A 20,656-nucleotide genomic window follows, 5' to 3' on the forward strand; every position below is an offset into this window, starting at 1 on the left:
GTCACCTTATGGGTGAAATGGATTCATCCTGATCAACTATTGCTCATTTGTTCCAGGGGGCCTGCATCAATAGCTTTATTCCTCGCCCAGGAAGGCTTTTACGGTCTTCCAGAATGATCCGGGATGAGGAATGACAGATGAGCAGAATTCTAGCAGTACATGGCAGCCCCCGTGGCGAACGCTCCCATTCGCGGCGGCTGACGGAGCGTTTTCTCCAGGCCTGGCTCGAGGCCCATCCCCAGGGCCGGTTGACCCGCCGGGAAGTCGGCCGTGCCTCGCTGCCCCATGTCAGCGAGGCCTTCGTCGCCGCGGCGTTTTATCCCGAGCCCCAGGCGCGGCCCTTGTCGATGCAGGCCGACCTGGCCCTGAGCGACGAGCTGGTGACGGAGTTGCTGGGACATGAGCTGCTGGTGATCTCTGCGCCGATGTACAACTTCAGCGTGCCCAGCGGCCTCAAGGCCTGGGTCGACCAGATCGTGCGCCTGGGCCTGACCTTCAATACCGTCCAGGACAACGGCATCGCCCAGTACGAGCCGCTGGTGCGGGGCAAGAAAGCGCTGATCGTCACCAGTCGCGGCGGCTTCGGCTTCGGCCCGGGCGGCGAACTGGAGGCCATGAACCATGCCGATCCATGGTTGCGCACCGCGCTGGGCTTTATCGGGATCGAGGACGTCACGGTGGTCGCGGCCGAAGGCGAGGAGTCGGCCGAGCGCACGTTCCAGGTGTCCTGCGCCGAAGCCGAGCAGCGCCTGCTGGCACTGGCGCGGACCTTCTGAGGAGGCGACATGGCCTGGCTGTTCTTGCTGATCGCCGCCGCCTTCGAAGTCACCTTCGCCATGGGCATGAAGTACGCCGAGGGGTTCACCCGGCTCTGGCCGTCGCTGCTGACGGTGGTGGCCGCGCTGGGTGGCATCTATTTCCTGACCCTGGCGATGCGTGAACTGCCGGTGAGCATCGCCTACCCGATCTGGACCGCCATCGGCTCCCTGGGCACGGTGTTCCTCGGTTTCGCCTTGCTGGGGGAGAGCCTGACGCTGGTCAAGCTGCTGTCGGTGGGGCTGATCGTGGCCGGGGTGGTGGGGTTGAAGTAGAAGGGATGGAACCCGGGGGAATGTCATACAGTGGTCGTGAAGCTGTCATCTTGGCTGTCGATGCTCTTGGCTGCTGTCTGCATCCAGCCTCGGGCGCCGCGGTCCCTGATACAAGTCCGATCACAAGGATGTTCCCATGTCCCAAGAGCTTGCCACGCGTTACCCGTTGGTCCTGGTCCCCGGCATGCTGGGGTTTATCCGGCTGGTGCTGTACTCCTACTGGTTCGGCATCGAGTCGGCGTTGCGCCGCGGCGGGGCCACGGTGATTGCCGTGCAGGTCTCGCCGCTGCACTCCACGGAGGTGCGCGGCGAGCAATTGCTGGCGCGGATCGAGGAGATCCGCCGCGAAACCGGCGCCGACAAGGTCAACCTGATCGGCCACAGCCAGGGCTCGCTCACCGCCCGCTATGCCGCGGCCAAACGGCCGGAATGGGTGGCCTCGGTGACTTCGGTGGCCGGGCCCAATCATGGCTCGGAGCTGGCCGACTACATCGAACGCCACCATTCCATCGACACCCTGCGCGGGCGCGTGCTGAGTTTTATCCTGCGGGTGATTGCCGTGCTGATGAGTTGGCTCGACACCGGCTATCGTGGGCCGAAGCTGCCGGCGGATATCCATGCTTCGCACCGCTCGCTGACCAGCGAGGGCGTGGCGCTGTTCAACCGGCAGTATCCCCAGGGCCTGCCGGACACCTGGGGCGGGCAGGGGCCGGAAGAGGTCAACGGGGTGCGCTACTACTCCTGGTCCGGCACCTTGCAGCCGGGCAAGACCAATCGCGGGCGCAACCTGTTCGACGGCACCAACCGCACCTGCCGGCTGTTCGCCAGGACCTTTGTCCGCGAGGCCGGGCAATGCGATGGCATGGTCGGCCGCTACAGCTCGCACCTGGGCACGGTGATTGGCGACGATTACCCCCTGGACCACTTCGATATCGTCAACCAGTCGCTGGGGCTGGTGGGCAAGGGCGCCGAGCCGATCCGGCTGTTCGTCGAGCATGCGCAGCGGTTGAAGGCGGCGGGGGTATAGCCAGAGAGGGATGTGGCGGTCTTGAGATTTATCGCGAGCAAGCTCGCTCCTACAGGTAGGGCGCTGTCTGTGTAGGAGCGAGCTTGCTCGCGATTGCGATGGGTCAGGCAACGCCAACCTTGCGCCCCAGCGCGGTGGTCCAGCGTTCCGACAGAATCACCCCGCCCAGGGTCAGCACCCCACCCACCAGGTGATACAGCGCCAGCTGTTCATGCAGCACCACGGCGGCAATCAGCGCGGTGATCAGCGGCAGCAGGTTGAAGAACAGTGTGGTGCGGCTCGGTCCCAGGCGTACCACCGCCTGCATCCAGGCCAGCGGCGCGAGCATCGAGGCCAGCAGGCAGGCATAGAGCACCAGGGGAATGTTGTGCAGGGTCAGGCCGGTTTTCGGCGAGGCCAAAAACAGCGGAAACAGCACCACCACGGCCACCAGCACCTGCAGATACAGCAGTACCAACGGCGGCAGGCGCAGCTGCCATTTTTTCAGCAGGGTGCTGTAGATCGCGTAGGCCAGGGTGGCGATCAGCATCATCGCGTCGCCCAGGTTCACCCCCTGTTCCAGCAGCACCTCGAGGCTGCCGGACGACACCACCACCAGCACCCCGGCAAACGACAACACGGCACCGGCCAGGGCGCCGGCCGTCAGGCGCTGGCCGAGGCTGGCGATGGCCATGGCCAGCGACATCAGCGGCATCAGCGAGAGGATGATGCCCATGTTGGTGGCCGAGGTCAGGGTCGCGGCGAAGTAGGCCAGGCTCTGGTACACCGCCATGCCCAGCACGCCGAGGATGAAGATCTTGCCCAGGTTCGGGCGGATCACCGCCCAATGGGCGACCACTGCCTTGAGCATGAAGGGCGTGAACAACAGGCCGGCCAGCAGCCAGCGATAGAAACCGATCTCCGCGGGAAAGATCGCCCCGACCGCCAGTTTGTTGATGACGGTATTGCCGGCCCAGATAAAGACGGCCAGTAACGGATAAGCGTATTGCATGAGGAAAACCAGAACGTTGATGAAGGGTGATTATCCCTCTGTCTGGATCCAGGCCTATACTTCGATCCAGACAACCCGCCCCTGAATCCGGACAGCATGAGCAAAAAACACATCGACCTGCTGCCCTTCAGCGGTCTGCCGGCCCCGGTGTACTTCCGCTACGCCGATTTCGACGCCCACAGCCATGCGCTGGAACATCGCCACCCCTGGGGCTGCCTGGAATATTCGGCCCATGGCGTGATGCACATGGAAATCGCCGGCCAGCGCTTTATGTCGCCGCCGCAGTACGCCATCTGGATTCCGCCGGGCACCGAGCATAGTTTCTACAGCCCGCAGCCGATCGTGTACCGCGCCGTGTGCCTGGCCCCGGAGTTGTGCCAGGCGCTGCCGCAGCAGGCCTGCACCCTGGCCATCAGCGATATCCTCAAGGCGATCCTCAAGGACTTCGCCGCGCGCGATGTGCAGATCCCCGAGCAGGAAGCGGACAGCCGCCTGGCCCAGGTGATGCTCGACCAGTTGCAACAGGCGCCGGTGCATGACGGTTACCTGCCGTATGCCAGCAGCCCGGCCTTGCTCGGTGTGCTGGAAGCGTTGCAGGCCGCCCCGGGGGATAACCGCGCGCTGGCCGATTGGGCGCGGCAGATCCACGTCAGCGAACGCACCCTGGCCCGGCAATTCGTGCGCGAGCTGGGCATGAGTTTCGGCGAGTGGCGCCAGCGCCTGCGCTTCCTGGCGTCCATCGAGGCGCTGGACAGCGCGCGCAGTGTCCAGGAAGTGGCGTTCGACATGGGCTACAGCAGCGCCTCGGCATTTATCGCGATGTTCCAGCGCCAGGCCGGTTGCACCCCCGAGCAGTACCGGCGCACCAGCCTACAGAACAGGTGAACCTGTAACAGGGTTTGTCTACACTGCGCTGGAGGCCGCGCCCGTCGGTGCGGTAACAAGGAGAAAACTCCATGAAGATGCTGCGTATCCCTTTGTTGATGGTTGGTCTGCTGCTCTGTTCCCAAGGATTTGCCGCCACCGCCCAGCAGAACAAGATGACCACTTGCAACGCCGACGCCACCGCGAAAGCCCTCAAGGGCGATGAGCGCAAAGCCTTTATGAGCACCTGCCTGAAAGCCACCCCGGCTGCCGCGGCAACCCCGCAGGAACGGATGAAGACCTGCAACGCCGACGCCACTGCCAAAGCCCTCAAGGGCGATGAGCGCAAGACCTTCATGAGCACGTGCCTGAAGAAGCAATAACCTTCTCCCTTGCAGGCGCGAGCTTGTTCACGATCCGGTCGCGGCGGTTTGCCTGACACACCCTGTATCGTTGATCGCCAGCAAACCCGCGCCTGTCGGCCTCGCATCGCCAGTGCAACGCTGGCAGACTGCCAATCCTTTCACGCTGTTTGTTTGAGGCTGTATGCCAACGTTTTCTCAGCGTCATCTGTTGTTGTTCAGTTGGGTGATTATCTTCGGCGGCCTGTTGCTGGTAATCCCGTTGCGGCTATTACCGAGCCTGCTGGCGGGCCTGCTGGTGTTCGAACTGGTCAACATGCTCACCCCGCAACTGCAACGGCTGATCGAAGGTCGGCGGGCGCGCTGGTTGGCGGTGGCCCTGCTCGGCACCCTGGTGGTCAGCGTGCTGACGCTGCTGTTCGCCGGCGCCATCAGCTTCCTGCTGCACGAAGCGGAGAACCCGGGGGCTTCCCTGGACAAATTCATGACGGTGGTGGACAAGGCGCGCGGCCAGCTGCCGCCGTTCCTCGACTCCTATCTGCCGGCCAGCGCGGCGGAGTTCCAGGTGGCCATCGGCGCCTGGGCCAGCAAGCACCTGAGCGAGCTGCAACTGGTAGGCAAGGACGCAGCGCACATGTTCGTGACCTTGCTGATCGGCATGGTGCTGGGGGCGATCATCGCCTTGCAGCGCGTACCCGACCTGACCAAGCGCAAGCCACTGGCGGCCGCGCTGTTCGACCGCCTGCACCTGCTGGTCCAGGCCTTTCGCAACATCGTGTTCGCGCAGATCAAGATTTCCCTGCTCAACACCTTCTTCACCGGGATCTTCCTCGCGCTGATCCTGCCGATGTTTGGGGTCAAGCTGCCGCTGACCAAGACCCTGATCGTGCTGACCTTCCTGCTGGGGCTGTTGCCGGTGATCGGCAACCTGATCTCCAACACCCTGATCACCATCGTCGGCATGTCGCTGTCGATCTGGGTGGCCGTGGCGGCGCTGGGCTACCTGATCTTTATCCACAAGCTGGAATACTTCCTCAACGCGCGGATCGTCGGCGGGCAGATCAGTGCCAAGTCCTGGGAGTTGCTGTTGGCGATGCTGGTGTTCGAGGCGGCGTTCGGCCTGCCGGGGGTGGTGGCCGGGCCGATTTATTACGCCTACCTGAAGAGTGAATTGAAGCAGGCGGGGTTGGTTTGACCTGACGCTATCCCTGTAGCCGCTGCCGCAGGCTGCGATCGGCCGAAGGCCGTAGCGATCTCAAAATCGCTGAAGGTCCTGCGGACCTTATCGCAGCCTGCGGCAGCGGCTACAGGCGATGCCTTTTTAGCCGTAGCGCTTCTTCGCTTCGATCGCCAGGCCGCTGCCGATGCTGCCGAAGATGTTGCCTTCGACGTGGCGGGCGTTGGGCAGCATGTCCGCGACGCTCTGGCGCAGGGCCGGAATGCCGCTGGAACCGCCGGTGAAGAACACCGTATCGACCTGGCCGACGCCGACATTGGCATCGCCCAGCAGTTGCGTGACGCTGCCGCGGATGCGTTCCAGCAGGCTGTCGATGGACGACTCGAACAGCGCCCGGCTCAGGTCCACGCTCAGGCCGGCCTCGATACGGTCCAGGGGCACCACGCGGTTGTCGGCGTGGGTCAACTGGATCTTGGTTTCTTCCACTTCCATGGCCAGCCAGTGCCCGGCGCGCTGCTCGATCAGTTTGAACAGACGGTCGATGCCGCCGGTGTCCTCGATGTCGTAGCGCATGCTGCCCAGGGCCAGCTGGGACTTCTGCGAATACACCGAGTTGATGGTGTGCCAGGTCGCCAGGTTCATGTGGGTGCTGGTGGGCATGTAGGCGCCGCTCTTCATCCGGCTGCCGTAGCCGAACAGCGGCATCAGCCCTTGCAGGCTCAACTGCTTGTCGAAGTCGGTGCCGCCGATGTGCACGCCGCCGGTGGCGAGGATGTCCTCGTGGCGGTTGTCCAGACCACGGCGCTCGGGCGACAGGCGCACCAGGGAGAAGTCAGAGGTACCACCGCCGATGTCGACGATCAGCACCAGCTCTTCGCGCTCGATGGTCGACTCGTAGTCGAAGGCCGCGGCGATCGGCTCGTACTGGAAGGAGACTTCCTTGAAGCCCAGCTTGCGCGCCACTTCCACCAGGGTGTCCTGGGCCTCCTGGTCGGCGGCGGCGTCGTCATCGACGAAAAACACCGGACGACCCAGCACCACTTCCTCGAACTCCCGGCCGGCGGCGGCTTCGGCGCGGCTCTTGAGCTGGCCGATGAACAGGCCCAGCAGGTCCTTGAACGGCATCGCCGTGCCCAGCACGCTGGTGTCGTGCTTGATCAGCTTGGAGCCCAGCAGGCTTTTCAGCGAGCGCATCAGCCGGCCTTCGTAGCCTTCCAGGTATTCGTGCAGCGCCAGGCGGCCATACACCGGACGGCGTTCTTCGATGTTGAAGAAGACCACCGACGGCAGGGTGATCTTGTCGTCTTCCAGCGCAATCAGCGTTTCCATGCCGGGGCGCAGCCAGCCGACCGTGGAGTTGGACGTGCCGAAGTCGATACCGCAGGCACGGGCCGCAGATGCGTTTTTCATGTCTTTCGAGTTCCGGTTGGAAAAAACGGCCGCGCAGTGTATGCCAGTCGTTCGCAGAATCGAAGGCCGACTATCCGCTAAATCGTAACCCGCAAGCCTTGAAAGACTATTCTTCACCCCAAACTTGCAGGCATGGGCCGGGCAGCCATCGGGCGGTCGCAAGAACCGCCGCCAGCTGCCGATAAACTTCTGCTGCGCCGCGTGAGTCACAGTATTGAGATCGATCAGCCTTGACGCTGTTCAAGAGTGCATGCTGTACATCCCGCCGCGCCACATTGATAACGGATGGTGATCCTTAGATGGACTTCAAAGACTATTACAAGATTCTCGGGGTGGAGCCGACGGCGGACGACAAGGCGATCAAGGCCGCCTATCGCAAGCTGGCGCGCAAATATCACCCGGATGTCAGCAAGGAAAAAGACGCCGAAGCCAAGTTCAAGGACGCGTCGGAAGCCTACGAAGCGCTGAAAAGCGCGGACAAGCGGGCCGAATACGACGACCTGCGGCGTTATGGCCAGCACGGCCAGCCGTTCCAGGGCCCACCGGGCTGGAAGGGCCACGCGGATGCCGGCGGTTTCGGCGATGGCGGGGATTTTTCGGACTTCTTCAGTTCGATCTTCGGCAACCGCGGGCCGGGTTTCGGCGGTGGACAATCGCGCAGCGCCGGGCGCAGGGGGCAAGACGTGGAAATGGAGTTACCGATCTTTCTGGAAGAGACCCTGTCGGCCGAGTCGAAAAAGGTCAGCTTCAAGGTGCCGCAGTACAACGCTGCCGGCCAGCACGTCAGCAACACCAGCAAGAGCCTGAACGTGAAGATCCCGGCCGGCGTCACCGACGGCGAGCGCATCCGCCTCAAGGGCCAGGGCGCGCCGGGTGTCGGCGGCGGGGCCAATGGCGACCTGTACCTGACCATTCGTTTCGCGCCCCATCCGAAGTTCGATATCGAGGGCGAGAACCTGATCATCACCTTGCCGCTGGCCCCTTGGGAGCTGGCGCTGGGGACCGAGGTCGCGGTGCCGACCCTGACCGGCAAGATCAACCTCAAGGTGCCGGCCGGCAGCCAGAACGGCCAACGCATGCGCGCCAAGGGCCATGGCCTGCTGAACAAGGCCGGGCATCGCGGTTATCTGTTCGTGCAGCTCAAGGCCGTGATGCCCAAGGCCTCCGGCGACGACGTCAAGGCGCTGTGGCAGGAGCTGGCGAAAAAGGCCGCCTTCAATCCGCGGGAGCATTTCTGATCTGCAACCCATTCTGATCTGAAACAAGGAGTCGCTAACCATGAGCACCCTGATCGTTCAGCTGGATATGGAAGAGTTCTGCGAGGTGGCCGATCTGCCGGCCGCCTATGTGATGGAAATCGTCGAGCACGGGATCCTCGATCCCCATGGCTCGGCGCCACGGGACTGGCGTTTCACCGATTACGAACTGGCGGTCGCCAAGCGCGCCGCCAAGTTGCGGCGTGATCTGGAACTGGAGTGGGAAGGCGTCGCCCTGGCGCTGGAGCTGCTCGACGAAGTCCGTGAATTGCGCACGGAAAACCAGATGCTCAAGCAGCGCCTGGGGCGTCTGCTCAGCGACTGACGAGCGTCTGTAGCCGCTGACGAATTCGCGAGCTGCGTTCGAGGACGCAGTCCTCGCAAAACCTGCATTAGCGGTTTACCTGAAGGAAAGCAGTGCCCGGTTTACGACCGCTTCGCGGTCGAGCGCAGCCTCGCAGGCTCGGCAGCGGCTACAGGGATGTCGGCAATTTGCTCTCTACGACTATTCGGCGTGGGACACCCGCGGCAGGGTCACGGTGAAGGTGGTGCCATCGGCCTCGCTGGAGCTGACCTCGATGCTGCCCTGGTGGGCGGTGACCACTTCCTTGACGATGAACAGGCCCAGGCCGAGGCTGGTGGAGGGGCTGCCGAGTTCTTCGTTGGCGCTGCGCACCAGCGGATCGAAGAGGCTACTCAAGGCTTCCTTGGGTATCGGCGGGCCGTAGTTGTGGATGGTCAGCAGCACCTGTTCGGCGCCACCCGTGAGGGTAACGGTCACGGTGCGGTTGCCGTTGCCGTGCTGCAGGGCATTGCCGATCAGGTTCTGCAGCATCTGCTCGATGCGTCCGCGATCCCAGATGCCGTGGCTGTCGCCATGGAAGTTCAGCGCCGGCGTGCAGTCCGGCTGGCCGGCGCAGGCTTCGTCCATGGCTGCCTTGATGGCACTGGCCATGTCCATGGGCGCCGGCTCGATGGGCAGGCTGCTGCCCAGGCGGCTGCGGACGAACTCCAGCAGGTCGCCGACCATCGCCGCCATGTGCCTGGCGCCACTCTTGATCCGCGACACATAGGCCAGCGCATCGGCATCCAGCGCGACTTTGCGCGCCAGCATCTCGGTGGACATGCTCACCGCCTGCAAGGGGGTACGCAGGTCGTGTCCGAGAATCGCCAGGAAGATATCCCGCGAACGGTTGACCTGTTCGGCATAGGCCGCGGTGGACTCGGCCAATGCTTCGTCGATGGCTTCGTTGAAACGGATCATGTCCTGGAAATAGGCCAGTTCCGGCGACTCCAGGCTGGCGACCCAGAGGCGGATCACGCAGGCGCGCAGGTGGCGGAATTCCGAGGTCATCTGCACCAGGTCGAAGCCCACGTTGTGGCGCAACTCGCCATGGCTGGCGGCGGCTTCGTCGAGGCTTGGGCTGTTCTCCGGGCCTTCGCCCCTGGCCTTGGCCGCCTGTTCGCTGGCGGTCTGGGCGGTGCGCATGTCGCGAGCGGCGGCCAGCAGGATGGACTTGGCGTGGTCACGCAGTTGCAGGCGGGTCAGGGAGTCGGTTTCGGGGGCGATGGATCGGGCGAATTGCTCCCACTCATCAACGATTCGATCAACGTGTTGCACGATGAAGTCGGGTAGACGCATGGCCGGGAACCTTGTCAGGCAGCAAGAGTGAGGACGGCCTGTCGAATTCTAGCCGCGATTGAGCCGTTCAACACAGCAAGACGTCCGGCTTTGCTGACCGTTGGGCGGCCCGGATGGGCGCCCGTTGGATCCAGGTTTCTAGGCTCTGTACGAAAAGTGGCTGCACGCTGGGCGCCTTCGGCGCTACGCGGGCCATGCTGCGCTAAAAACAGGCTCGTGCGCGAGTCCGATCGGAATGCTCATTTAGGCCCCTGAAGTCGAACGCGACCCCGGCCGTTCCTCGCCTGTTTTGATTCGCTGCGCTCACCCTTCGGGCCAGCCCTTGGCTGTTACTCCCGTTGGTCGTTGCGCCTTGCCTGACCTTCGCTCGCCGACTTTTCGTACAGACCCTAGAACAGGAAGTAGCGCTGCGCCATCGGCAACACGTCCGCCGGTTCGCACCAGAGCAGCACGCCGTCGGCCTTGACCTGATAGGTCTGCGGGTCGACCTCGATATCCGGCAGGTAGTCGTTGTGGATCAGGTCGCTCTTTTGCACGTTCCGGCAACCCTTGACCACCGCGATCTGCTTTTTCAGCCCCAGTTGCTGCGGCACCCCGGCCGCCAGCGCGGCCTGGCTGATAAAGGTCAGGCTGGTGGCGTGCCGGCTGCCGCCGTAGCTGGCGAACATCGGCCGGTAATGCACCGGTTGCGGGGTCGGGATCGAGGCGTTGGCATCGCCCATCAGGCTGGCGGCGATGGCTCCGCCCTTGAGGATCAGCGTCGGCTTGACCCCGAAGAACGCCGGCCGCCAGAGCACCAGGTCGGCCCATTTGCCGATTTCGATGGAGCCCACTTCGTGGCTGATGCCGTGGGTGATCGCCGGGTTGATGGTGTATTTGGCGATGTAGCGCTTGACCCGGAAGTTGCTGTTGCCGGCGCCGTCGCCCGGCAGCGGGCCGCGCTGGCGGTGCATCTTGTCGGCGGTCTGCCAGGTGCGGGTGATGACCTCGCCGACCCGGCCCATGGCCTGGCTGTCGGAGCTGATCATCGAGAAGGCGCCCAGGTCGTGGAGGATGTCTTCGGCGGCGATGGTTTCGCGGCGGATGCGGCTTTCGGCGAAGGCCACGTCCTCGGCGATGCTCGGGTCGAGGTGGTGGCAGACCATCAACATGTCCAGGTGTTCGTCGATGGTGTTGCGGGTGAACGGCCGGGTCGGGTTGGTCGAGCTCGGCAGCACGTTGGGCAAACCGCAGGCCTTGATGATGTCCGGGGCGTGGCCGCCGCCGGCGCCTTCGGTGTGATAGGTGTGGATGGTGCGGCCCTTGAAGGCGCCGAGGGTGGTTTCGACGAAGCCCGACTCGTTGAGGGTGTCGGTGTGGATCGCCACCTGTACGTCGTACTGGTCGGCGACGTTCAGGCAGTTGTCGATGCTGGCCGGGGTGGTGCCCCAGTCTTCGTGGAGCTTGAGGCCGATGGCCCCGGCCTTGACCTGCTCGATCAAGGGTTCCGGCAGGCTGGCGTTGCCCTTGCCGGTGAAGCCGATGTTCATCGGGAACGCGTCCGCCGCCTGGAGCATGCGCGCCATGTGCCAGGGCCCCGAGGTACAGGTGGTGGCGTTGGTGCCGGTGGCCGGCCCGGTGCCGCCGCCGATCATGGTGGTGACGCCGCTCATCAGCGCCTCTTCGATCTGCTGCGGGCAGATGAAGTGGATATGGGTGTCGATGCCACCGGCGGTGAGGATCATACCCTCGCCGGCAATGACTTCGGTGCTGGCGCCGACGGCGATGGTCACGTCGGGCTGGATGTCCGGGTTGCCGGCCTTGCCGATGGCGGCAATGCGTCCGTCCTTGAGGCCGACGTCGGCCTTGACGATGCCCCAGTGATCGATAATCAGCGCGTTGGTGATCAGGGTGTCGACCACCTCGGCCGCCAGCAGCTGGCCCTGGCCCATGCCGTCGCGGATCACCTTGCCGCCGCCGAACTTCACTTCTTCGCCGTAGGTGGTGAAGTCCTTCTCGACTTCGATCCACAGCTCGGTGTCGGCCAGGCGCACCTTGTCACCGACGGTGGGGCCGAACATGTCGGCGTAGGCTTGGCGGGAAATCTTCATTGCACCTTCCTAAGAATTGAGTCGGGCACCTGTAGCCGCTGCCGAAGGCTGCGCTAAGGGCCGAAGGACCTTCGTTCGCTTTGAAATGCTGGGGCCGCTGCGCAGCCATCGCAGCCTGCGGCAGCGGCTACCGGGATTGCATTAGTCCAGGTCGCCCATGACCCGCCCGGCAAACCCGAACACCCGGCGATGCCCTGCCAGGTCCACCAGTTCCACCTCGCGGGTCTGCCCCGGCTCGAAGCGCACGGCGGTGCCGGCCGGGATGTTCAGGCGCATGCCACGGCTGGCGGCGCGGTCGAAGGTCAGGGCGTCGTTGGTTTCGAAAAAGTGATAGTGCGAGCCCACCTGGATCGGCCGGTCGCCGCTGTTGGCGACGCTCAGGCTGAGGGTGCGGCGGCCGGCGTTGAGTTCGATGTCGCCGGGCTGGATCTGGTATTGGCCTGGAATCATACGGGTTGCCCCAGAGTCTTGAAGTAAATGGCGGTCGGGCTGTAGGTGCCGTCCGGGCTTTGGCAGTAGTTCGGCAGTTCGCCGACGCGGGTGTAGCCCAGGGCGCTGTAGAAGGCTTCGGCGTCCGAACCGGCCTGGGTGTCCAGGTACAGCAGGCCGCGCTTGTGCTGGCGCGCCGCCTGCTCCACGGCGTGCATCAACTGCTGGCCCAGGCCACGGCGGCGAGCGTCATGGCGCACCTGGAGCTTTTGTACCTCGGCGCGATTGAGGCCGTTGGGCTTCTGGCACAGCGCCAGTTGCACGCTGGCCAGGACCCGCTCGTCCTGCACCACCACCCACAGCAGCAGGCTGCCGTCGGCCACGCTGGCCTGGACGCTGTTGACGTAGGCGCGGGCCTGTTCCTCGTCGAGGTCGGCCATGAACCCGACCGAGGCGCCGTGGCCCACGGCGTCGAACAACAGATCAATCAACCCCTGGCGATAGTGGGCAAAGCTCTCCGTATGGACTCGACGCAGTTGGGCGGCGTTCATCGGGTATCACTCCTTGTGGATGGTGGGCGGTGGCGCCCCCGGATCGAGGGTCAGCTGCATGAACGTCAGGTCCAGCCAGCGCCCGAACTTGGTGCCCACTTGCGGCATCTGTCCGGTGGTGACGAAGCCCAGGCGTTCGTGCAGGCGGATCGAGGCGGCATTGCCGCTTTCGATGGCCGCGACCATCACGTGCTTGTCGCAGGTTTTGGCGCGTTCGATCAGCGCTTGCATCAGGCGCGGGCCGAGGCCGTTGCCGCGCTGGTCGTTGCGCACATAGACCGAGTGCTCGACGGTATGGCGGAAGCCGTCGAAGGGCCGCCAGTCGCCGAACGAGGCATAACCGAGCACGCTTTCGTCGGCGTCGACCGCCACCAGGATCGGATAACCCTGGGCCTGGCGGGCGCTGAACCAGGCCTGGCGATTGCCCAGGTCCACGGCCTGTTCGTTCCAGATCGCCGTGGTGTTGAGTACGGCGTCGTTATAGATATCGCGGATCGCCGGCAGGTCGGCATGCACCGCATCGCGGATGGAATACGTCATGGGCGGCCTCAGGCGATCGGTTGGTGGACGGTGACCAGCTTGGTGCCGTCGGGGAAAGTCGCTTCCACCTGGATTTCCGGAATCATCTCCGGGATGCCTTCCATTACCTGTTCGCGGGTCAGCAGGGTGGTGCCGTAGTGCATCAGCTCGGCCACGGTCTGGCCGTCGCGGGCGCCTTCGAGCAGCGCCGCGGAAATGTAGGCCATGGCTTCCGGGTAATTGAGCTTCACGCCACGGGCCAGGCGCCGTTCGGCCACCAGGCCGGCGGTGAAGATCAGCAGTTTGTCTTTTTCGCGTGGGGTCAGGTCCATCGTTCAAAATCCGTTGTTGTAGGAGCGAGCTTGCTCGCGAAAAGTCTTGACGATAATGCGTACTGCCTGAAGGAATGCGGTGACTTGGCGTTTTTCGCGAGCAAGCTCGCTCCTACAGGGGCGTGGATATTCATGTGTTCCAGATCCTCGGCGGCAGCGCCTCGCGCCCCAGCAGGGCCGGGCGCAACAGGCGCCACAGGTCGATCAGCCAGGCGCGGGCCAGCAGCGCTTCGCTGGCCAGGCAGCGGGCCACCAGCAGGCCGGGCAGTTGCGTCAGGTCGCCGCGCACGGCATGAGGCAGCGAACGGCAACGCTCCAGCAACTGGCTGTCGATTTCGCCGGTGGCCAGCAGGGTGGCGAAGACCGGCTGGCCGTTCAGGCCGATCGGTGAGTCGAGCAAGCCGTCGCCGCCGCCGATGCGCTGGCGTTCGTGCCAGAGCAACTGGCCGTCGCGGCGGATGTCCAGGTGCGACTGGAAATGCCCGAGGTCGAAGCGCTCGTCGCTGGCCGGGCGGCCGAGCGCCACCACGTCCCAGTAGAACAGCCGGGCGTCGCCTTGCAGCTCGATACGGGTGCTCAGTTCGGCCTGGGCGGCGCTGAACACGATGGTTTCCTGGGGCAGCCATTCCAGGGTGGCGCCGGCGGCGACGTTCAATTCCAGGGTCTGATAGGCGGGCCCGTTGGCGCGATACCACTTGGCGGCGCCGGGGCTGGTCAGCTGCGCCCAGGCATCGCGGTCGACGCTGGCGCGGATCTGCAGGCGGTCGCCGCCGGCAATTCCGCCGGGCGGATGCACGATGATGTGCTGGCAGACCTCGGGGCCTTCTGCATACAGGTGCTTCTGCACCCGCAGCGGGCCCTTGTGCCGGCGCTGCACCGGGCGCGTGCTGTCGCCAAAGCGGGCGTAGCCGAGTTCCAGCTCGGCGTGCCAGCTGGGGGTGAACAGGGCGGTGTGGGCTGGCAGGTTCATGGTTTGTGCTTAGTGTCTGGACGTTACAGGCTAGATCGTAACTTAGATGGTAACCAGGCCGCGTACACCCTCGGCTTGCATATTTTCACCGCGGCCCTGCTGGACGATTTCGCCCCGGGACATCACCAGGTACTGGTCGGCCAGTTCGGCGGCGAAGTCGTAGAACTGCTCCACCAACAGGATCGCCATATCGCCGCGGGCCGCGAGTTTCTTGATCACCGCGCCGATTTCCTTGATCACCGACGGCTGGATGCCTTCGGTGGGCTCGTCGAGGATCAACAGCCGTGGCCGGCTGGCCAGGGCCCGGCCGATGGCCAGCTGCTGTTGCTGGCCGCCGGACAGGTCGCCGCCGCGCCGCTGTTTCATTTGCAGCAGCACCGGGAACAGCTCGTAGATGAAGGCCGGCACTTCCTTGGCCTCTTTCGCGCCAAAACGGGAAAGCCCCATCAACAGGTTTTCTTCCACGGTCAGGCGGCCGAAGATCTCCCGGCCCTGGGGCACGTAGGCGATGCCGGCATGCACCCGTTGATGGGGCTTGTAGGCGGTGATGGCCTGGCCTTCCCAGTTCACCGTGCCTTCCTTGGCCGGCAGCAGGCCCATCAGGCATTTGAGCAAGGTGGTCTTGCCCACCCCGTTGCGCCCGAGCAGGCAGGTGACTTCGCCGACCTTTGCCTCGAAGCTCAGGCCGCGCAGGATGTGGCTACCGCCGTAGTACTGGTGCAGCTTGTCGACTTGCAGCATGTCTGGTTTTTCCTTCAATTCTTTTTGTAGGAGCGAGCTTGCTCGCGAAGAGCCTGAGAACGGCGCGCTCATCCAGGTAGCGCGCGTTATCGTTGACCTCCATCGCGAGCAAGCTCGCTCCTACAAGGAGCTGTCAGCGGCCGAGATAGACCTCGATCACCCGTTCGTTTTCCTGCACCTGTTCCAGCGACCCTTCGGCCAGCACGCTGCCCTGGTGCAGCACGGTGACGTGGTCGGCGATCGAGCCGACGAAGCCCATGTCGTGCTCCACCACCATCAGCGAATGCTTGCCCGCCAGGCGCTTGAACAGCTCGGCGGTGAACTCGGTTTCGGCATCGGTCATGCCCGCCACCGGCTCGTCGAGCAGCAGCAACTGCGGGTCCTGCATCAGCAGCATGCCGATTTCCAGGAACTGCTTCTGGCCGTGGGACAGCAGGCCGGCCTGGCGTTCCACCGAGGCCGTCAGGCGAATGGTTTCCAGCACTTCGTCGATGCGGTCTTTCTGCTCGCCGGAGAGTTTCGCCCGCAGGCTGGCCCACACCGACTTGTCGGTGTTCTGCGCCAGCTCCAGGTTTTCGAACACGCTCAGGGCTTCGAACACCGTGGGTTTCTGGAACTTGCGGCCGATGCCGGCCTGGGCGATCTGCACCTCGCTCATCTGCGTCAGGTCCAGGGTTTCGCCGAACCAGGCCTTGCCGTGGGTGGGCCGGGTCTTGCCGGTGATCACGTCCATCAGGGTGGTCTTGCCCGCGCCGTTGGGGCCGATGATGCAGCGCAGCTCGCCGACGCCGATGTACAGGTTCAGGTCGTTGAGCGCCTTGAAGCCATCGAAGCTGACACTGATGTCTTCCAGGGTCAGGATGGTGCCGTGGCGGGTGTTCAGGCCCTTGCCGGCGGCCTGGCCGAGGCCGATGGCGTCGCGGCTGCTGCCGGCGTCTTTGTTGGGCTCAAGGATAGGTTCGAGCATGAATTCGGCCGTCGCTGTGATTCTCATGATTCGCCCCTTTTCTTCAGCAAGCCGATGATGCCTTTGGGCAAATACAGGGTGACGATGATGAAGAGCGCCCCAAGGAAGAACAGCCAGTATTCCGGGAAAGCCACGGTGAACCAGCTCTTCATGCCGTTGACCACGCCGGCGCCGAGCAGTGGGCCGATCAGCGTGCCGCGACCGCCCAGGGCGACCCACACGGCGGCCTCGATGGAGTTGGTCGGCGACATTTCGCTGGGGTTGATGATGCCCACTTGCGGTACATACAACGCCCCCGCCAGGCCGCAGAGCACCGCGCTCAGCACCCAGACGAACAGCTTGAAGCCGCGTGGGTCGTAGCCGCAGAACATCAGGCGGTTTTCCGCGTCCCGCAGCGCGGTCAGTACCCGGCCGAACTTGCTCCGGGCCAGGCGCCAACCGATATACAGGCTGGCCACCAGCAACAGCACGGTGGCCAGGAACAGCACCGCGCGGGTCCCTGGCTCGGTGATGCCGAAGCCGAGGATGGTGCGGAAGTTGGTGAAGCCGTTGTTGCCGCCAAACCCGGTTTCGTTGCGAAAGAACAGGAGCATGCCGGCGAAGGTCAGGGCCTGGGTCATGATCGAGAAATACACGCCCTTGATCCGCGAGCGGAAGGCGAAGAAACCGAACACCAGCGCCAGCAAGCCCGGCGCCAGCACCACCAGGCACAGGGCCCAGAGGAAGCTGCCGGTGCCGCTCCAGTACCAGGGCAACTCGGTCCACGAGAGAAAGGTCATGAACGCCGGCAGGCTGTCCCCCGCGGCCTGGCGCATCAGGTACATGCCCATGGCGTAGCCGCCGAGGGCGAAGAACAGGCCATGGCCCAGGGACAGCAGCCCGGCATACCCCCAGACCAGGTCCAAGGCCAGGGCGACGATGGCGTAGCAGAGGATCTTGCCCACCAGGGTCAGGGTGTAGGCCGAGACGTGCAGCGGGTTGTCCGGCGCCAGCAGCGAGAGCAGCGGCAGGGCCAGCAGCACCACCAGGATCAGCGCGCCGACGGCGCCGGAAACCTTGGGCCCGGCCTTCTGGCTGGCGGTAATGAGCAATGGTTGATTCATCAGTCGATCACCCGTCCTTTCAATGCGAAGAGGCCTTGCGGACGTTTCTGGATAAACAGAATGATCAGCGCGAGGATCAGGATCTTGCCGAGCACGGCGCCGATCTGCGGCTCCAGAATCTTGTTGGCTATCCCCAGGCCGAACGCGGCGAACACGCTACCGGCCAGTTGGCCGACACCGCCGAGCACCACCACCAGGAACGAGTCGATGATGTAGCTCTGGCCCAGGTCCGGGCCGACGTTGCCGATCTGGCTCAGGGCCACGCCACCGAGGCCGGCGATGCCGGAACCGAGGCCGAAGGCGAGCATGTCGACCCGTCCTGTCGGTACGCCGCAGCAGGCGGCCATGTTGCGGTTCTGGGTGACCGCGCGCACGTTCAGGCCCAGGCGGGTCTTGTTCAGCAGCAGCCAAGTGAGTACGACGACAAACAACGCGAAGGCGATGATCACGATGCGGTTGTAGGGCAGCACCAGGTTGGGCAGCACCTGGATCCCGCCCGACAGCCAGGCCGGGTTCGACACCTCGACGTTCTGCGCGCCGAACACCAGGCGCACCAGCTGGATCAGCATCAGGCTGATGCCCCAGGTGGCGAGCAGGGTTTCCAGCGGCCGGCCGTAGAGATGGCGGATCACCGTGCGTTCCAGGGCCATGCCGATGCCGGCGGTGACGAAGAACGCCACCGGCAGGGCGATCAGCGGGTAGAACTCGATGGCCTGCGGGGCGTAGCGCTGGAACAGCAGCTGCACCATGTAGGTGGAGTAGGCGCCGAGCATCAGCATCTCGCCGTGGGCCATGTTGATCACCCCGAGCAGGCCGAAGGTGATCGCCAGGCCCAGGGCCGCCAGCAGCAGGATCGAGCCCAGGGACATGCCGCTGAAGGCCTGGCCGAGCACCTCGCCCACCAGCAGCTTGCGCTTGACCTGGGCCAGGCTGGTTTCGGCGGCGGTGCGCACCCCGGCATCGGCTTCCACGCCGGGTTCGAGCAGGCCCTCGAGGCGGGTGCGGGCCAGCGGGTCGCCGGTTTCACCCAGCAGGCGCACCGCGGCCAGGCGCACGGCCGGGTCGCTGTCCACCAGTTGCAGGTTGGCCAGGGCCAGGCTCAGGGCGTCGTGTACGGCCTGGTCCTGTTCGGCGGCCAGGCTGGCATCGAGGAATTTCAGCTGCGCCGGCTTGGCGCTTTTCTGCAACTGCTGCGCGGCGGCCAGACGGATCTTTGCGTCGGCGGCGAGCAGTTGATGGCTGGCCATGGCGGTGTCGATCAGACCCCGCAGGCGATTGTTCAGGCGCAAGGTCTTGGCTTGCCCATCGACGGTCAGCTGGCCTTGCTGCAAGGCGCCGAGCAGTTCGAGGCGAGCCGGGTCGGGCTGCGCGGCCCAGCTTTCCAGCAGCCTGGCCTGTTGCGTGGCGTTGGCCGCGACGAAGTCTTCGGCGTCGCCGGCCCTGGCGGCCAATGGCAGCAACAGCAGGCAGGCGAGGATGAAACGGTAGAGGGCAGTGGGCATATCAATGGCCTTGCGCGGAGCGTGGGTCTGTAGCCGCTGCTACAGGCTGCGATCGGCCTCGCAGAGGACGTGCTCTCGAGGGCCTCAAGGTCCTGCGGACCTGTCGCAGCCTGCGGCAGCGGCTACAGAGGTTGTGCCGGACGCGGGAGCGGCGGCCGGCATCCATCCGTTGCTTAGTTGCTCTTCACCGCGTAGTCCGGCTTCTTGTCGTTGCCCGGGATGAACGGGCTCCACGGCTGGGCGCGGATCGGGCCTTCGGTCTGCCAGACCACGTTGAACTGACCGTCCGGCTGGATCTCGCCGATCATCACCGGCTTGTGCAGGTGGTGGTTGGTCTTGTCCATGGTCAGGGTGTAGCCCGATGGTGCGGCGAAGGTCTGGCCGGCCAGGGCCTCGCGGACCTTGTCGACGTCGGTGGACTTGGCTTTCTCCACCGCCTGGGCCCACATGTGGATGCCGACGTAGGTGGCTTCCATCGGGTCGTTGGTCACGGCTTTATCCGCGCCCGGCAGCTTCTTGGCCTTGGCGTAGGCTTTCCAGTCGGCGACGAACTTCTGGTTCACCGGGTTCTCCACGGACTCGAAGTAGTTCCAGGCCGCGAGGTTGCCCACCAGCGGCTTGGTGTCGATGCCGCGCAGTTCTTCCTCGCCCACGGAGAAGGCCACCACCGGTACGTCGGTGGCTTTCAGGCCCTGGTTGGCCAGCTCCTTGTAGAACGGCACGTTGGAGTCGCCGTTGACCGTGGAGATGACCGCGGTCTTGCCGCCGGCGGAGAACTTCTTGATGTTGGCGACGATGGTCTGGTAGTCGCTGTGGCCGAACGGGGTGTAGACCTCTTCGATGTCCTTGTCGGCCACGCCCTTGGAATGCAGGAACGAGCGCAGGATCTTGTTGGTGGTGCGCGGGTAGACATAGTCGGTGCCGAGCAGGAAGAAGCGCTTGGCGCTGCCGCCGTCTTCGCTCATCAGGTATTCCACCGCCGGGATCGCCTGCTGGTTAGGCGCCGCGCCGGTGTAGAACACGTTCGGCGACATCTCTTCGCCTTCGTATTGCACCGGGTAGAACAGCAGGCCGTTGAGTTCCTCGAACACCGGCAGCACCGATTTGCGCGATACCGAGGTCCAGCAGCCGAACACCACGGCGACCTTGTCCTGGGTCAGCAGCTGGCGGCCTTTCTCGGCGAACAGCGGCCAGTTCGACGCCGGGTCGACCACCACCGCCTCGAGCTGCTTGCCGTTGACGCCACCCTTGGCGTTGATCTCGTCAATGGTCATCAGCGCCATGTCCTTGAGCGAGGTTTCGGAGATCGCCATGGTCCCCGACAGCGAATGCAGGATGCCGACCTTGATGGTCTCGGCGGCCTGGACGGTCCAGGTCATGCCCATCGCGGCAATGCTTGCCGTGAGTGTGAAAGCCTTGATCAAGCTGCGACGCTTCATTGTGCGATCTCCATGAACTTATGAGTTTTCTTGGTTGGCAGATGCGGACTACTGAAGGGCTGTTTTGCAAGGGGTGTGCCTAGTCGGCACAGGGCATGAAAACGTCGCTTTTACGGAGCAGGGGAGAGGGCTGACGCACCAATGCGGGGCCATCAGGCGTCTTTGGTGCGCACGAATGCGCCGCGCTGGTGCC

General features: G+C 64.4%; 22 protein-coding genes and 1 pseudogene. 8 read left to right on the top strand and 15 right to left on the bottom strand.

What is annotated here, in order from left to right:
- Positions 1 to 137 precede the first annotated feature (137 nt).
- The 3 genes from BM019_RS18120 (at position 138) to BM019_RS18130 (ending at position 2,118) form a co-directional block, all read left to right on the top strand.
- On the top strand, positions 138 to 776 hold the full coding sequence (locus BM019_RS18120) for an FMN-dependent NADH-azoreductase (RefSeq protein WP_092419119.1): 639 nt from the start codon (positions 138 to 140) through the stop codon (positions 774 to 776).
- A gap of 9 nt (positions 777 to 785) precedes the next feature.
- A complete protein-coding gene (locus BM019_RS18125) occupies positions 786 to 1,091 on the top strand; it encodes a DMT family transporter (RefSeq protein ID WP_007932767.1) in 306 nt (101 codons plus the stop codon).
- 136 nt (positions 1,092 to 1,227) lie between these two features.
- Positions 1,228 to 2,118 (top strand): esterase/lipase family protein, encoded by an 891-nt coding sequence (locus BM019_RS18130; protein WP_092419121.1) that lies wholly within the window; start codon positions 1,228 to 1,230, stop codon positions 2,116 to 2,118.
- A gap of 103 nt (positions 2,119 to 2,221) precedes the next feature.
- On the opposite strand, the gene BM019_RS18135 is transcribed toward BM019_RS18130, so the two are convergent.
- Positions 2,222 to 3,109, bottom strand: coding sequence for a DMT family transporter (locus BM019_RS18135; RefSeq protein WP_092419123.1), 888 nt, complete (start codon positions 3,107 to 3,109; stop codon positions 2,222 to 2,224).
- A 96-nt stretch (positions 3,110 to 3,205) separates the two neighbouring features.
- Here BM019_RS18135 and BM019_RS18140 point away from each other — a divergent pair, with 96 nt between their 5' ends.
- The 3 genes from BM019_RS18140 (at position 3,206) to BM019_RS18150 (ending at position 5,530) form a co-directional block, all read left to right on the top strand.
- Positions 3,206 to 3,994: an AraC family transcriptional regulator gene (locus tag BM019_RS18140; RefSeq protein WP_062823813.1), complete on the top strand. Its 789-nt coding sequence runs from the start codon at positions 3,206 to 3,208 to the stop codon at positions 3,992 to 3,994.
- A gap of 71 nt (positions 3,995 to 4,065) precedes the next feature.
- Positions 4,066 to 4,356 carry a PsiF family protein gene (locus tag BM019_RS18145; RefSeq protein WP_007932771.1) on the top strand — a complete coding sequence of 97 codons (291 nt, stop codon included), beginning with the start codon at positions 4,066 to 4,068 and terminating at the stop codon, positions 4,354 to 4,356.
- 163 nt (positions 4,357 to 4,519) lie between these two features.
- Positions 4,520 to 5,530, top strand: coding sequence for an AI-2E family transporter (locus BM019_RS18150; RefSeq protein WP_092419125.1), 1,011 nt, complete (start codon positions 4,520 to 4,522; stop codon positions 5,528 to 5,530).
- Between the two features lie 126 nt (positions 5,531 to 5,656).
- Here BM019_RS18150 and BM019_RS18155 read toward each other — a convergent pair whose 3' ends face one another.
- The gene (locus BM019_RS18155) at positions 5,657 to 6,922 is read right to left on the bottom strand and encodes an Hsp70 family protein (protein WP_009041945.1); all 1,266 of its coding nucleotides are present in this window, start codon (positions 6,920 to 6,922) and stop codon (positions 5,657 to 5,659) included.
- Between the two features lie 299 nt (positions 6,923 to 7,221).
- Here BM019_RS18155 and BM019_RS18160 point away from each other — a divergent pair, with 299 nt between their 5' ends.
- Both BM019_RS18160 and BM019_RS18165 read left to right on the top strand, forming a co-directional pair.
- Positions 7,222 to 8,160, top strand: coding sequence for a DnaJ C-terminal domain-containing protein (locus BM019_RS18160; protein WP_009041946.1), 939 nt, complete (start codon positions 7,222 to 7,224; stop codon positions 8,158 to 8,160).
- 40 nt (positions 8,161 to 8,200) lie between these two features.
- Positions 8,201 to 8,503, top strand: a complete 303-nt coding sequence (locus BM019_RS18165; protein WP_009041947.1) for a chaperone modulator CbpM — start codon at positions 8,201 to 8,203, stop codon at positions 8,501 to 8,503.
- A gap of 180 nt (positions 8,504 to 8,683) precedes the next feature.
- Here BM019_RS18165 and BM019_RS18170 read toward each other — a convergent pair whose 3' ends face one another.
- From BM019_RS18170 to urtA, 13 genes and pseudogenes are all read right to left on the bottom strand, one after another.
- On the bottom strand, positions 8,684 to 9,820 hold the full coding sequence (locus tag BM019_RS18170; RefSeq protein WP_085533669.1) for a sensor histidine kinase: 1,137 nt from the start codon (positions 9,818 to 9,820) through the stop codon (positions 8,684 to 8,686).
- A gap of 389 nt (positions 9,821 to 10,209) precedes the next feature.
- Positions 10,210 to 11,910 carry an urease subunit alpha gene (ureC, locus tag BM019_RS18175; RefSeq protein WP_009041949.1) on the bottom strand — a complete coding sequence of 567 codons (1,701 nt, stop codon included), beginning with the start codon at positions 11,908 to 11,910 and terminating at the stop codon, positions 10,210 to 10,212.
- Positions 11,911 to 12,051: 141 nt separating this feature from the next.
- Positions 12,052 to 12,360 (bottom strand): urease subunit beta, encoded by a 309-nt coding sequence (locus BM019_RS18180; protein WP_009041950.1) that lies wholly within the window; start codon positions 12,358 to 12,360, stop codon positions 12,052 to 12,054.
- The gene (locus BM019_RS18185; RefSeq protein WP_092419127.1) at positions 12,357 to 12,890 is read right to left on the bottom strand and encodes a GNAT family N-acetyltransferase; all 534 of its coding nucleotides are present in this window, start codon (positions 12,888 to 12,890) and stop codon (positions 12,357 to 12,359) included. Before BM019_RS18185 ends, BM019_RS18180 begins: the two co-directional genes overlap by 4 nt.
- Positions 12,891 to 12,896: 6 nt before the next feature.
- Positions 12,897 to 13,430 carry a GNAT family N-acetyltransferase gene (locus BM019_RS18190; RefSeq protein WP_092419129.1) on the bottom strand — a complete coding sequence of 178 codons (534 nt, stop codon included), beginning with the start codon at positions 13,428 to 13,430 and terminating at the stop codon, positions 12,897 to 12,899.
- 8 nt (positions 13,431 to 13,438) lie between these two features.
- Positions 13,439 to 13,741 carry an urease subunit gamma gene (gene ureA, locus BM019_RS18195; RefSeq protein ID WP_007927275.1) on the bottom strand — a complete coding sequence of 101 codons (303 nt, stop codon included), beginning with the start codon at positions 13,739 to 13,741 and terminating at the stop codon, positions 13,439 to 13,441.
- Between the two features lie 130 nt (positions 13,742 to 13,871).
- On the bottom strand, positions 13,872 to 14,711 hold the full coding sequence (locus BM019_RS18200) for an urease accessory protein UreD (RefSeq protein ID WP_092419131.1): 840 nt from the start codon (positions 14,709 to 14,711) through the stop codon (positions 13,872 to 13,874).
- Between the two features lie 42 nt (positions 14,712 to 14,753).
- A complete protein-coding gene (urtE, locus tag BM019_RS18205; RefSeq protein WP_007932913.1) occupies positions 14,754 to 15,452 on the bottom strand; it encodes an urea ABC transporter ATP-binding subunit UrtE in 699 nt (232 codons plus the stop codon).
- A gap of 25 nt (positions 15,453 to 15,477) precedes the next feature.
- Positions 15,478 to 15,555: pseudogene (locus tag BM019_RS31060) on the bottom strand (transcriptional regulator); the annotation flags it as partial.
- A gap of 30 nt (positions 15,556 to 15,585) precedes the next feature.
- Positions 15,586 to 16,446, bottom strand: a complete 861-nt coding sequence (urtD, locus tag BM019_RS18210) for an urea ABC transporter ATP-binding protein UrtD (RefSeq protein WP_009041955.1) — start codon at positions 16,444 to 16,446, stop codon at positions 15,586 to 15,588.
- Complete coding sequence (urtC, locus tag BM019_RS18215; protein ID WP_092419133.1) at positions 16,443 to 17,522, bottom strand: urea ABC transporter permease subunit UrtC; 1,080 nt, start codon at positions 17,520 to 17,522, stop codon at positions 16,443 to 16,445. The genes urtD and urtC overlap by 4 nt, the downstream gene beginning before the upstream one ends.
- A complete protein-coding gene (urtB, locus tag BM019_RS18220) occupies positions 17,522 to 19,024 on the bottom strand; it encodes an urea ABC transporter permease subunit UrtB (protein WP_092419135.1) in 1,503 nt (500 codons plus the stop codon). Before urtB ends, urtC begins: the two co-directional genes overlap by 1 nt.
- A 173-nt stretch (positions 19,025 to 19,197) precedes the next feature.
- Positions 19,198 to 20,463: an urea ABC transporter substrate-binding protein gene (gene urtA / locus BM019_RS18225; RefSeq protein WP_007930955.1), complete on the bottom strand. Its 1,266-nt coding sequence runs from the start codon at positions 20,461 to 20,463 to the stop codon at positions 19,198 to 19,200.
- Between the last annotated feature and the right edge of the window lie 193 nt (positions 20,464 to 20,656).

Source organism: Pseudomonas sp. NFPP07 (assembly GCF_900115645.1).
Lineage (GTDB): Bacteria > Pseudomonadota > Gammaproteobacteria > Pseudomonadales > Pseudomonadaceae > Aquipseudomonas > Aquipseudomonas chlororaphis.